We start from the raw sequence: 13,235 nt of genomic DNA on the forward strand, positions 1-13,235 counted from the left end.
AAAAATTTATAATCTTTGCTTCCAAAAAACTTTTCATTATGCTAGCATCTACTTTTTCACAATTACTACTTGAAGCAGGAACTGACGAAGCGGGTCGTGGTTGTCTTGCCGGTCCGGTAACTGCAGCAGCTATAATTCTTCCTTTAGATTTCAACAATTCCGTTCTTAACGACAGTAAACAATTATCTGAAAAAGTTAGAGAAAAATTGCGTCCAGTAATTGAAGAACAAGCGGTCACTTTTGCTGTCACTCATTTATTTCCTAACGAAATTGACGAAATCAATATTCTGAACGCTTCGATGAAAGGAATGCAGGAATGCATATTAAAATTAAACCCAACTCCCGAATTTATCATTGTGGACGGCAACCGAAACATCAATGCTAAACTAGGATTGAAGAATAATTTTGGCAAACAATTCACCGCTGAAGAAATTACTCTGCTCAAATCCATCCCGAATAAAAGCATTGTAAAAGGTGATGCAAAATTTTTGAACATTGCAGCCGCTTCAGTATTAGCCAAAACCTATCGTGATGAATACATGGACAAAATTCATGAAGAATTCCCAATGTACAACTGGAAGAAAAACAAAGGTTACCCAACTAAAGAACATCGCGAAGCCATTGAAAAATACGGCCCTTGCAAATACCACCGTATGAGTTTTCGATTATTGCCGGAACAGTTGACTTTGGATTTATAGTGCGTTTTGTCAAGTCGAGCGCAGTCGAGACTCATTAGTTAGTCTCGACTGCGCTCGACTTGACAGTGACATAATTATAATTTAAATTCTGCTTCAAACAACTGAGTAAAATGCTTTAAGATTTTTGCTTTCACTTCTTCTTCATCCACTTTTTCAACGCCAAGTTCCACATTAAGTGAAGTCACTGCTTTTCCGCGAATACCACAAGGAATAATATTATCAAAATAACCTAAATCGGCATTGACATTCAACGCAAAACCGTGCATGGTTACCCATCGGGAAGCACGCACACCCATAGCACAAATTTTACGGGCAAATGGCGTTCCCACCCCAAGCCAAACTCCGGTTTCGCCTTCGCTGCGTCCACATTCTATGCCATATTCGTTTAAGGTTAGAATTATAGTTTCTTCAAGCAAACGTAAATACTTATGAATATCAGTAAAGAAATTTTCCAAATCCAAAATAGGGTAACCTACAATTTGTCCCGGTCCGTGATAGGTGATATCTCCCCCACGATTGATTTTGTAGAAAGTAGCGCCTTTGGCTTCCAACTGTTTCTCAGAAAGCAATAAATTTTCAAAATCCCCACTTTTCCCTAAGGTATAAACGTGTGGATGCTCCACAAAAAGAAAATAATTAGGTGTAGAAAGATTAGTTTCCTCTCTACGGTTTTGAATTTTTAAATCGACAATTCCTTTAAACAAAGCTTCCTGATATTCCCAAGTCGATTTATAATCTTTGTTTCCTAAATCTTGAAGTTGGATTGTTTTATTCATCTCTCATTTGTGAGCTGCAAAAATACAATTAATTATTCTGTTTTCTGCGTAGAGATTAACGACAGAAAAATTAACCGCAGATTCGCAGATTTTATTTTTCCAATTTTAATCAAAAAATAAAATCTGTGAATCTGTGGTCTAAAATAAATTTTGAAACTATTCAAAAACTACATTCAAATTCAATTTCTCTGGATTCTCCGTATATTCAGTAAAAGGATATTCTACGGTGATGGTTTTTCGATCAGCGCTAAATAGCGCATCAGGATTAGAAACCGATTTTACGGCTTTAGGAAAATGGTATTTTAAAGTATACTTGGAAGAAGCAAAAATCATCTTAGCCATTCCGATTGAATCGGTTGCTATTTTCTCTAAGGCTTCTTTAGAAACAATAGCTTTACGTGTAAACTGCTTTCCATTATAGCTAAAAGTCAATTTAGAATTATCATTCCCAATACCGCTCAACATCGCGGCTGGATTGCTTTTTTTATCTGATTTTCCTTTGAGTTCTTTCAATGCCGACATACTTTCCATCAAGCCTCCTAATTCATTGACACTTTTAAATGGCGTATTCATCGAGAACAACAATTGTTGGGCTTCAGGATTCATTTTGATATTCATCACAAAGTTTTCCATTTTTTTAATAGCCGCCTGTTGCTCGGGAGACATTTTAGCTATACTATCTTTCTTCTTATCAAAAATTTCTTTGAATGAAAAAGTAGAATCTATTGCCTTAGCGTTATTTTTCATACCCAATTCATTTCCTAATTTATCACCAGCCATCGCCAGCAAACCTGCTCCATCCATTTCCAACGAAAATTTTCCGGTTCCGTCAGGCTGAACATCGATGTTTTCGGTGAAGTTGCAGCTTGCAAGCGTTAGTACTAAAAGTGAAAGACTAAGTAATTTGTATAATTTTGTCATTGTTTGTTAAATATTTTAAGTTAAAATTTCAAGGGTCGTAAAGAATAAAATCTAAGTAGTAATATTAATCAACAAATAACATCATTTCCCATTTTTTTGTTCTTCCTCCGCATTCTCTTTTATATGCATTAATACTCTATCGTGAATTTTATGAATAATATAATTACTCCAAACTTGCCAATAAATACCTGGTTTAATATTGTGGTAATACCAGGTTGTTCCTTCTAAAATTGTTTTCCCATTTGGCAAAGCTACTAATCTAAATTGTCCTTTTTTAGAAACAAAATAATCATGTAAATGCGGAGCATTTATATCCCAAAAACTCAATTCTTTCATTGGCGCTGGTTGTTCCACTACATCAAATTTTAAAAGCTTAGATTCTTTCCAAGTCGTAATTGGTTCTACAAAACTGCCTGTTGTAAAATTACAATATCTAACAGCCCCAACTCCTCTTCCTTTTATCTTAGCATTTATAGGATATGCTATTCCAGTTTTAAAAATGAACTCCATTGGCTCTTTCAGTTGAGGAAATTCAACAACATTTTCCCAGACTACTTTTGGATTAGCATTAATTTCTATAGAAGTTACAACAAAAGTCAAATTAGGTTTACTCTCTTTTTCAATAAAAGCCATTGTTGGAATAATACCTATTAAAATTAACATCGCTGTTGGCGCTTTGTTTGAAGTATCATTTAACAAAGCTAAACCAATTAAACTACCTATCCAGGTAAGTAAAATTCCAATTGGCGCTGCCATTACAATACAGATTAATCCCTCTATTGCAAATACCAAAAGCCCTACTGTATAAATCCCTAGCGTTAAAAAACCTATTTGCCAAGCTTTTTTATAAGTAATCCCGTTTTTAATTCCATATAAAACCGTAGAACCTAAACCAATAAACAGTGGTGTCAAAATAAATAAAGCTATCCCATATTCTTTAATTCCATAAATCCCCCATACTGTCAATAAACCTGAAATTAGAGCAGTTACTATCATAGCAAACCATTTCCTTTTCTTATCTTCAGTTGGCAATATTGCTTCAATTCTTTTTTTCATCACATTTGTATTTTCTTGAAGATTATTCAATTCATAAACGTCACAAGTTTAAACAACTTTCAAGGATTCACAAAACCAAACTAAAGTTTTTTCTTCCTTTTTGTATTTATAAAAACTACAACTGTCTATTCTTGCCCCGATAGCAGTGAAAATCCTTTTTGTTTTTTCTTAAAAAACAAAAAGATTACTTCACTAAATTTCTATTTTCAGCGGAGTTCAGTGAACTTTGTTTGCAACGAATAGCGAGACAAATCGTGATAAAAAACGGAGGTTTTCTGCTCCTAAAAATTCTAAAAATCTGCATTCTAAAGTCTGCATTCTTTTTTTTATCTTTGCGGTCTTAAAAATCAGACTATAATGGCATTATCAGAACAAGAAATCATCCGAAGAGAAAAACTTCAATCTTTACGCAACTTAGGTATCAATCCTTATCCTGCGAATCTTTTTCCTGTAAATCATACTTCAAAGCAAATAAAGGAAACGTTTGAAGAAGGAAAGAAGGTGATTGTTGCGGGACGTTTGATGAGTGTGAGAGATCAGGGAAAAGCTTGTTTTGCCGAATTGCAGGATAGCGAAGGACGTATTCAATTGTACGTGAACCGTGATGTTTTGTGTGAAGGTGATGATAAAACTTTATACAATCAGGTTTTCAAAAAACTAACCGATTTAGGAGATTATATCGGAATTGAAGGAGAATTGTTTACAACTCAAGTAGGTGCAAAATGTATTCGCGTAAGCGGTTTTACTTTCCTAAGCAAAACGTTGCGTCCGCTTCCTTTACCAAAAGTAGATGAAGACGGAAAAGTTTTTGACGCTTTCAACGATGCCGAATTGCGTTACCGTATGCGTTATGTCGATTTAACCGTAAACCCACAGGTAAAAGAAACCTTTATCAAAAGAACTAAATTATTCAATGCGATGCGTGGTTTCTTTAACGATGCGGGATACCTTGAAGTAGAAACTCCGGTTTTACAATCCATTCCTGGTGGAGCAGCGGCGCGTCCGTTTATTACACACCATAACTCATTGGATATTCCGTTGTACATGCGTATTGCGAATGAGTTGTACTTAAAAAGATTAATCGTTGGTGGATTTGACGGTGTTTATGAGTTCTCCAAAAACTTCCGTAACGAAGGAATGGACAGAACCCACAACCCTGAATTTACTGCCATGGAAATATATGTAGCCTACAAAGACTACAACTGGATGATGGATTTCACGGAGCGTTTGTTAGAGCATTGTGCTGTTTCGGTAAATGGAACCAGCGATGTGACTTTTGGAGAACACCAAATCAGTTTCAAAGCGCCTTTTGCCCGAGTGACGATGACGGATTCTATCAAACATTTTACTGGTTTTGATATTTCCGGAAAAAGCGAAGCTGAATTATACGAAGCTGCAAAAGGAATGGGAATTGAAGTGGATGAAACCATGGGTAAAGGAAAATTGATTGATGAGATTTTTGGAGCAAAATGTGAAGGAAATTATATTCAGCCAACATTCATTACCGATTATCCAAAAGAAATGTCGCCACTTTGTAAAGAACACCGTGACAATCCTGAATTGACAGAGCGTTTTGAATTAATGGTTTGTGGTAAAGAAGTTGCCAATGCGTATTCAGAATTAAACGACCCAATTGATCAAAGAGAACGTTTTGAAGACCAAATGCGTTTGGCTGCCAAAGGAGATGATGAAGCTAACGGAATCATCGATGAAGATTTCTTAAGAGCCTTGGAATACGGAATGCCTCCAACATCTGGATTAGGAATTGGAATGGACCGTTTGATGATGTTCCTGACTAATAATGCTTCTATTCAGGAAGTATTGTTGTTCCCACAAATGAGACCTGAGAAAAAACAAACAATTGAACTTTCTGATGAAGAAAAATTCATCGTTGATTTATTGAAAAAAAGTGAAAATAAAATGGATTTGACGCAATTAAAAATTTCTGCAAATTTAAGCGGTAAAAAATGGGATGCGTCTATGAAAAACTTATCTAAACACGGTTTAACTAAAGTAGCTATTGAAGGCGAAAGTAAAGTAGTGGAATTAGTGGGATAGTTTTTTTATTCTTTTATAAAATTATTCAAACCTGTCAGGTTTGAAAACACTAAAAGGAACTTCAATTGAAGTTCCTTTTTTTAAATTAAATCGTAATTATTTTCATATTTTTGAGACATGGAAAGAGCAAAACTCATTGTTAAAAATTTTGGACCTCTAAAAGATATTGAAATCGAAGTTAGAGAAATGGTCACTTTTATTGGAGCACAAGCTTCTGGAAAAAGTACTTTGGCTAAATTAATTTCGATTTTTGAAGATGAAAATTTCAGAAGTGATTCTAAAATAACTTTTGAAAATGAATTAAAAAAATACAATATTTTATCTTATCTGAAAGATGAAAGTTATATTGAATACAAGAGTATTGATGTAAATACTACCATTGCTGAATTTATTTTTTCTGAAAAAAAATTCAAAAAAAACACATTACAAGAAACTTTATCAAGAATTAAAGAGATCGATCCTAAACACTTCAATGAACTAGATTTAGCTGATAGAATTAAAAAATTAATTAGGTTAATTGTAAATGCTTATAATCTTATAAATAAAGAAAATTTTTATTTAATTTTTGAAACAGACAAACAAAAAATTAAATTCGAAATAGATTTTCTTAAAATCAGAATAAAAAATGATCGGATTAATGATTTAGATGTTGATATATTAATTGATATATTAGGAATTGAAAAAAGCATTGAAAATTATATATTTTTATATGATAAAATTATCAGTGTTTTTCCAAATATATTCTCATTTGACTCAATTTATATTCCTTCGGAAAGAAACTTTCTTCATTTAATAGCAGAAAACACATTAGGTTTAATAAATAATAACATACAGATACCTAAACATTTATTAAATAGTGGACAAGATTACGAAAAAGCGCTTCAGACAATTAAAGAATTACCACTAAGTATTGTTGATAAAAAAATAAAATATAAAAGAGAAGGAAAAACATCATACATATATCACAATCAAACTGAAAAAGTTGATTTATTAGAATCAGCTTCTGGTCTACAATCTATAATTCCAATTTTACTATTAGTAGAATATTCAAAATCATTAAAAGACGAATACAATTTCAATTTTGTTGTTGAAGAGCCTGAATTGAACTTGTATCCTAAAGCACAACACGAACTGATTAAATATTTGGTAAAAAACTGTTTAGAAGAAAGAAAGAATTTAATTTTAACAACACACAGTCCATTTGTTTTAGCATCAATAAATAATTTGCTTTTGGCATTTGATAAGGGAAAAATATATCCAAAAGAAGTCAATAAAATCATTAAAAAAGAATCTTGGCTTAATCCAAAGAACTTCATTGCTTATGAGTTAAAAAATGGAAAAGCAAAAAAAATAATGGATGATAAATTGGGACAAATCAAAGAGAATATGATTGATTCGGTTTCTGATTCTTTTTCAGATGAATTTGATAAATTGTTGGATCTATGAGTTTTGAAGAATTATTAGCTAATTTTCCTTATTTAGAAAAAGATGTTTGCTATAAAACATTAGAGAATTCAATTTATTATCTTGAAGAAATTAAAGACTCTACTGTTCAATTCAAATCTGAAGAAGAATACTGGAATCTATGTTTAGAAAATGAAAACTTGAAAAAAATTTTGTTTCTAGAAAACGAAAATTCAATCATGAAAAATGAGGACTCAAAAAAATGTGACTGGGTTTTATTTGAGGGTGACAAACTCTATTTCATAGAATCAAAAGACGTAAAACCTAGGAATAGAAGAAAAGAAAGAAACGATGCAACAAAACAGTTAATTGCAACAATTGAGTTCTATAAATCTAAAATGAAACTAGATTCGATTACAATTTATGCTCAAATATGTTTCCAATCCAAATCAAAAACAATTAAAGCCGGAGATCAAGCACGAAAAGTTTTATTTAAACAATATAATTCAGATTTTTCAGAAGGAAATCTTATCAAATTCGAATAATATTCAAACCTGTCTCGTTCTAAAACACGAGACGGGTTTTGTATTTTCTAAGCTAACAAAGCCGCTTTATTATCAATATCGTTTTGAGTCAGCAGTGATTCTATATTATTGAAAGTCACTAAAGCAATTTGAGTCAACGCCTCATTAGTAAAAAAAGCCTGATGCGCTGTAACTAAAACATTTGGAAAACTCATCAATCGTTGAATTTTATCATCCTCAATTATATCTTCGGAGTGGTCTTTGAAAAATAACTTTTCTTCCTGTTCATAAACATCGATACCTAAATAACCAATTTTTCCTTTTTTCAATGCATGAATCACATCGGATGTATCAATTAAAGCACCGCGACTGGTATTAATTAACATCACATTATTTTTCATCATTGAAATCGTTTCTTTATTAATTAAATATTTAGTCTTCTCATTCAATGGACAATGCAACGAAATCACATCTGATTCTTTAAAAATAGTTTCCAAAGAAACATAAGTCACCCCTATCTTCTCCAATTCCTCATCTGGAACCAAATCAAAAGCCAAAACCTTGCATCCAAAACCATTTACAATTTTAGCAAAAGCTTTACCTATATTTCCTGTTCCTATCACCCCTACAGTTTTACCATGCAAATCAAAACCTAACAAACCGTTTAACGAAAAGTTTTGCTCCCTAACTCTATTGTATGCTTTATGTGTTTTTCGGTTCAATGTCAAAATCATTGCCATAGCATGCTCAGCAACAGCTTCCGGAGAATAAGCAGGTACTCGACAAACTTTTATATGGTGTTTTTTTGCTTCCTCCAGATCAACATTATTGAAACCCGCACAACGTAAAGCAATTATTTTTACGTTTTGCTCCGCCAATTGTTTTATAACTTCTGCATTCACAATATCATTTACAAAAACACAAACCACATCAACATTATTAATCAGCGTCACTGTTTGTTCATTCAATTGACTTTCAAAAAAATCCAACTGATACTCAAAATCCAGATTGTACTTTTCAAAAAAAGTTTTGTCATACGTTTGAGTAGAAAAAAAAGCAACTTTAGGTTTTATTGTTATATGGGTATTTTTCATAAACTGTTTTTAAGGAATTCTCTCGATTTTAAATAATAGACAATTTTAAGCCCAAATAAATTTAAAACGAAAATATTAAACCAAACCTAAAATAACAAGTCTATATAATAAATAGATTACATTTAAATTTTTAAAAGAACTCTATTTGAAATATTTCACAATTAAAAAAAGACATCTTTATTACTAACGTAACCAAAAAAATACTGCTATGACAAAAAAACTATTTTATCTATTAATACTTTTTTTTAGCATAACTTCTACCAATTTTGCACAACAACTAACTGATTCAATTGAAAAAGCAAAAAAAAATCCACCGGAAATTGAAAAAATATACCTTCACACGGATAATAACTATTACTCTATTGGAGAATCTTTGTGGTACAAAGCTTATTCCGTTTATGCCTATACCAATCAACTTTTTGATCACAGCAAAATACTTTATGTAGAACTCATATCGCCTGAATCTAAAATAATCAGCCGTAACATCACCAATCTTGAAGGAGGTCTTGGACATGGTGATTTTATATTAGCTGATTCACTTGGTATAAAGCCCGGCACGTATCAATTGAGAGCTTATACGAATTGGATGCGGAATTATGGTGATGATTTTGTTTTCAAAAAAGAAATTCAAATTATCACGCCCAATGAAGAAAAAGCAATCCAAACTAAAGAAAACAACACAAAAGCAATTTCAAAAGACAAAAAAGACAATCCAAAACTTGAAAATACACCTGAAATAATCGTTGATTTTTTTCCTGAAGGAGGTTCACTTATTGAAGATGTGATTAGTAATGTAGCTTTTAAAGCCACAGATTCTTATGGAAATCCAATTGAAATAAGAGGGACAATTTTTGATGCGAATGAAAAACAAATCAACTTATTTAAAAGCGTCCATGATGGCATGGGCAAATTCATCATTCAACCTGAAAAAAATCAAAAATATTATGCTAAAATAATCACCCCAAACAATAACGAAATCAAAGTAACGCTTCCTGATGTTCAAAAAACAGGTTACACATTAAGTATTAATACCGTTGATGAGAAAAAAGTAGTCACTATTAAAACAAATACTGCTACTCTAAATCAAAATCCTAATTCTGACTTAACGCTTATTTGCACAACCAGAGGCATAACTTACTTTCAAGGAACACAAACTTTAAAAGACACTAAGCTTTCCTTTATATTACCCGAAGAAAATTTCCCGGAAGGCATTACGCAACTTACACTTTATGATAATCAGTCCCGACCTCAAAGCGAACGATTAGTTTATATTGAAAAAAAACAGAATATTGATATATCACTTACTCCTGAAAAAAAGAACTATTCGCCAAAGGAAAAAGTAAACATTACTCTTACGGCTAAAAACGAACAAGGAAATCCTTTAGTGGCCAACTTTTCGATAGCAGCAACTGATACTAATGGGGTAAACGAAAATTTTGATGATGGTATAAACATTTGCTCTTATTTCCTGATGGCATCTGATATCAAAGGAAAAGTTCATAACCCAAATTACTATTTTAACAATTCAAATCCTAGAAGATTATTTCACTTAGACTTACTTTTACTAACCCAGGGATGGCGTGATTTTGTTTGGAAAAAATTCCCAAATCTCAACGAAAATAAAAACTTTAAAGTCGAAAAAGGAATCACAATTGCTGGAAAAGTTGAGAATTTGTTTGGTACTACTGTAAAAGAAAATAATCTAGTACAAATGGTACTTCTAAACAAAGGAAACTCTATAATGCTAAACGACACCACTGATGTTAACGGAAAATTTGAATTTAACAATATAAATTTCAAAGGTACTGCCACAATGCTACTCAATACTAAAAATCAAAAAGGGAAAAATAGTGGTGAATTTATATTAGATTCAATTTACAACCAACCCACTACTATTGACTTCAAAGGCTATAAATTTCTAAATAATCAAGAAAATAAAATAAACCTAATCAAAGCAAACCTTCACAATAAAAACATCCTTTTTAATATCCCTGAAGAAAACCAATTGAAAGATGTGATTATAACTTCAAAAAAGAAAAAAGAAGACTCCTCACCCAGCCAATATGGTTTTGCTGATTACACCTATATTCCCGAAGAAAAAGGTCCGCAATATTCTAACATTTTTATCCTTTTACAAGTCGCCATTCCAAACATAACAGCTTCTGCAAATTCGATTCGTTTTAATCGTTATAATGGGCCAGCTCTTATTATAGTTGACGGTGCAGAAACGGAGATTAGTGTTTTATCAAGTATTGCTACTGATGATATTGCTAAAATTGAAACTATAAAAGGCCCTGGAGCAGCCGTATTTGGCTCACAAGGTGCAAATGGAGCCATTCTTATTTATACCAAACTCGGAAAAGGTATTAACTCGAGTAAAAAAGTTTTTCACTCTGTAACAATGCCCGTCAATGGATATCAAAATACCCGATATTTCTATTCTCCTGATTACAGCAAACCAAATCCATCAGAAAATAATCAAGCAGATATTCGAAACACCTTATATTGGAACCCTTATATTCAACCTGATGAAAAAGGAAATGCCAGCTTTTCCTATTATAACAATGAAGTAGATACAACTGTGAACCTCAACTTAGAAGGAATAACAAATAATGGCATCCCTATAATAGTTCAAAGCAGTTATCAAATAAAAAAATAAAATCATAATTTATTCTTAACACATTAAACTTTAGCTCACTTACTCAGTCTTAACTAAAAAATTAAAAAATATACATCATGAAAAAATTAATCACATTAGCATTGATAGCAACAATTGGACTATCAACTTATGCACAAGAAAAACAACCAAGACCGGCTAGACACGATAGCAAACCGATAGAAAAATTCACTCCAGAACAGCGCAATGAATTGATGTTAAAAAAAATGACATTGGATTTAGATTTGAATGCTGCTCAACAAAAGGAAATGGGTAAAATCATTGCTGAACAAAACGCAAAAAAAGAAGCTTTTATGAAAGACAGAAAAGCGAAAACAGAAAAACCAACTTCTGATGAACTTTTTGCCATAAAAAGTAAAATGTTAGATGAGCAAATTGCTATGAAAGCAAAAATGAAAAAAATCCTTTCGGCTGACCAATTTGCAAAATGGGACGAAATGAAAAAACATCATCGTGAAGATTTCAGAAAAGATCATCGTGAAGGTATGAGACAACATGAGCGTCGTAGCATGAAAAAAGGCATGATGCACAAAGACAGTACTAACGTAAAAAAGTAACTTTTTTCAAAAACAGAAAGGGATTAACTCAATAAAAGTTAATCCCTTTTTTATGCTGATGATAGAAATCTGTTTATTTTTTAGCATGACCATTATTTCCCGTTGGCAAATAATAAAGCCAACTAAAACCTATTAAAAACAACACTAAGGAAGCAACAAATGCTGGAATAAGAATTTCTTTGTTGTTATCCAGAGCATTGTTTAACGAAGCATATAACAACCAAATTTGGATACTCACATTGAGTATCAATATAAAAATCAACGACGAAAGAATGGCGTTTAATTTATTAGGATTAGACTGGTTTTGACTTCTTCTAAAATTACTCATACTGATTTATTTTAATGATTTATCCTAGTTTCGCTTCCTGAATTGGAGTTGCTGCTTTTACATATACCTCATTTCCTTTAAAAAACACATCCAAACTTGGTAAGGCTCTTGGCGGTGGTCCTGCCAAAACATCTCCTGTTTTTGCATCAAATGATCCTTCGTGACAAGGACAATGGATTATTCCGGTTCCTGGCTTGTAAAAAACAGAACAGGAAAGGTGGGTACATTTCTGCTCGTAAGCTTTAAACTCGCCCGTTTCCAGATGAATCAAAATATAAGGAATAGTACTGCCTTCGATTACAAAAGCGCGGGTTCCTCCTAATGGTACTTCCTCTTTTTTACATACAAAATGCTCACCTTCTACTTCTTCTTTGGGATACATATAAGCCTTAGCGGCAACTAAACCACTACCTACCATTAATCCTCCGGAAACCAAAGTCAAAAACTTTGCGAAATCACGTCGGCTTACGTTAGTAGCTTGTTGTTTTTCAATTGGAAAATCTTTTTTCCAATTTTTATTTAAATTATCTTCTTTTGACATGAGTGTATTCTTTAATATATTATCAGTTCAGTACTTCCTTTAGGCATCATAATATTGACCTTCGTATTCACTACTTCTTTTCCAAATACAAAACTATTTACAGGTGTACTGTTAGGACGCATTTCCTGAATTTCGTCTTTTGTACCATAAAACAAAGCACCACTTGGACAAACGGTAGCACACATTGGTTTTTTGCCCACACTGGTTCTGTCATAACACATGGTACACTTCATCATCAAATCGTAGTTTTCTTCTTTTTTGGGTACACCAAAAGGACAAGCCATCACACAATTAGAGCAACCAATACATCTTTCGGTATTAGCTGTATGAACAATTCCGAATTCGTCTTTGGATATTGCATCAGCCGGACACACATTAGCACATACCGGATCATCGCAGTGCATACACACCTGAACTGTAGTTTGCACGGTAGCAGCACGATCCACATAATTAACATGAATCATAGTTTCCTGACCGTTTGTCTCGCATTCAGCACAAGCCATTTCACAAGCTTTACAGCCAATGCAACGTTGCATATCTACAAAAAACTCTTCATTTTTATTAAAACTAGTATAGTTCATTTTATATCAATTCTTTATAG

13 protein-coding genes are annotated in these 13,235 nt (G+C 32.6%); 6 read left to right on the plus strand and 7 right to left on the minus strand.

Annotated elements, in window-relative coordinates; translation table 11 throughout:
• Positions 1-38: 38 nt before the first annotated feature.
• A complete protein-coding gene (locus AAEO59_RS01440) occupies positions 39-698 on the plus strand; it encodes a ribonuclease HII (protein ID WP_341698972.1) in 660 nt (219 codons plus the stop codon).
• Between the two features lie 74 nt (positions 699-772).
• Here AAEO59_RS01440 and lipB read toward each other — a convergent pair whose 3' ends face one another.
• The 3 genes from lipB to AAEO59_RS01455 form a co-directional block, all read right to left on the minus strand.
• A complete protein-coding gene (gene lipB / locus AAEO59_RS01445; RefSeq protein WP_341698973.1) occupies positions 773-1,474 on the minus strand; it encodes a lipoyl(octanoyl) transferase LipB in 702 nt (233 codons plus the stop codon).
• A gap of 156 nt (positions 1,475-1,630) precedes the next feature.
• Positions 1,631-2,395 carry a hypothetical protein gene (locus tag AAEO59_RS01450; protein WP_341698974.1) on the minus strand — a complete coding sequence of 255 codons (765 nt, stop codon included), beginning with the start codon at positions 2,393-2,395 and terminating at the stop codon, positions 1,631-1,633.
• An 81-nt stretch (positions 2,396-2,476) separates the two neighbouring features.
• On the minus strand, positions 2,477-3,451 hold the full coding sequence (locus tag AAEO59_RS01455; RefSeq protein WP_341698975.1) for a hypothetical protein: 975 nt from the start codon (positions 3,449-3,451) through the stop codon (positions 2,477-2,479).
• 357 nt (positions 3,452-3,808) lie between these two features.
• Here AAEO59_RS01455 and lysS point away from each other — a divergent pair, with 357 nt between their 5' ends.
• The 3 genes from lysS to AAEO59_RS01470 all read left to right on the plus strand — a co-directional run bounded on the left by lysS (position 3,809) and on the right by AAEO59_RS01470 (position 7,458).
• Positions 3,809-5,509 carry a lysine--tRNA ligase gene (gene lysS, locus AAEO59_RS01460; RefSeq protein ID WP_341698976.1) on the plus strand — a complete coding sequence of 567 codons (1,701 nt, stop codon included), beginning with the start codon at positions 3,809-3,811 and terminating at the stop codon, positions 5,507-5,509.
• Between the two features lie 117 nt (positions 5,510-5,626).
• Positions 5,627-6,955, plus strand: a complete 1,329-nt coding sequence (locus AAEO59_RS01465; protein ID WP_341698977.1) for an AAA family ATPase — start codon at positions 5,627-5,629, stop codon at positions 6,953-6,955.
• On the plus strand, positions 6,952-7,458 hold the full coding sequence (locus tag AAEO59_RS01470) for a hypothetical protein (RefSeq protein WP_341698978.1): 507 nt from the start codon (positions 6,952-6,954) through the stop codon (positions 7,456-7,458). Before AAEO59_RS01465 ends, AAEO59_RS01470 begins: the two co-directional genes overlap by 4 nt.
• 47 nt (positions 7,459-7,505) lie before the next feature.
• Here AAEO59_RS01470 and AAEO59_RS01475 read toward each other — a convergent pair whose 3' ends face one another.
• A complete protein-coding gene (locus AAEO59_RS01475; protein ID WP_341698979.1) occupies positions 7,506-8,531 on the minus strand; it encodes a 2-hydroxyacid dehydrogenase in 1,026 nt (341 codons plus the stop codon).
• Positions 8,532-8,739: 208 nt separating this feature from the next.
• Between AAEO59_RS01475 and AAEO59_RS01480 the strand changes: the two genes are divergently transcribed.
• Positions 8,740-11,190, plus strand: coding sequence for a TonB-dependent receptor (locus tag AAEO59_RS01480; RefSeq protein ID WP_341698980.1), 2,451 nt, complete (start codon positions 8,740-8,742; stop codon positions 11,188-11,190).
• 77 nt (positions 11,191-11,267) lie between these two features.
• The gene (locus tag AAEO59_RS01485; RefSeq protein ID WP_341698981.1) at positions 11,268-11,765 is read left to right on the plus strand and encodes a hypothetical protein; all 498 of its coding nucleotides are present in this window, start codon (positions 11,268-11,270) and stop codon (positions 11,763-11,765) included.
• A 73-nt stretch (positions 11,766-11,838) separates the two neighbouring features.
• On the opposite strand, the gene AAEO59_RS01490 is transcribed toward AAEO59_RS01485, so the two are convergent.
• Genes AAEO59_RS01490 through AAEO59_RS01500 form a run of 3 tightly spaced genes read right to left on the minus strand, consistent with a single transcriptional unit; the run spans position 11,839 to position 13,215 of the window.
• A complete protein-coding gene (locus tag AAEO59_RS01490; protein ID WP_341698982.1) occupies positions 11,839-12,093 on the minus strand; it encodes a DUF6755 family protein in 255 nt (84 codons plus the stop codon).
• Positions 12,094-12,112: 19 nt separating this feature from the next.
• A complete protein-coding gene (locus AAEO59_RS01495) occupies positions 12,113-12,634 on the minus strand; it encodes a Rieske (2Fe-2S) protein (protein ID WP_188494418.1) in 522 nt (173 codons plus the stop codon).
• An 11-nt stretch (positions 12,635-12,645) separates the two neighbouring features.
• A complete protein-coding gene (locus tag AAEO59_RS01500) occupies positions 12,646-13,215 on the minus strand; it encodes a 4Fe-4S dicluster domain-containing protein (protein ID WP_341698983.1) in 570 nt (189 codons plus the stop codon).
• Between the last annotated feature and the right edge of the window lie 20 nt (positions 13,216-13,235).

Origin of the sequence: Flavobacterium flavipallidum (assembly GCF_038289905.1) — a bacterium.
Lineage (GTDB): Bacteria > Bacteroidota > Bacteroidia > Flavobacteriales > Flavobacteriaceae > Flavobacterium > Flavobacterium flavipallidum.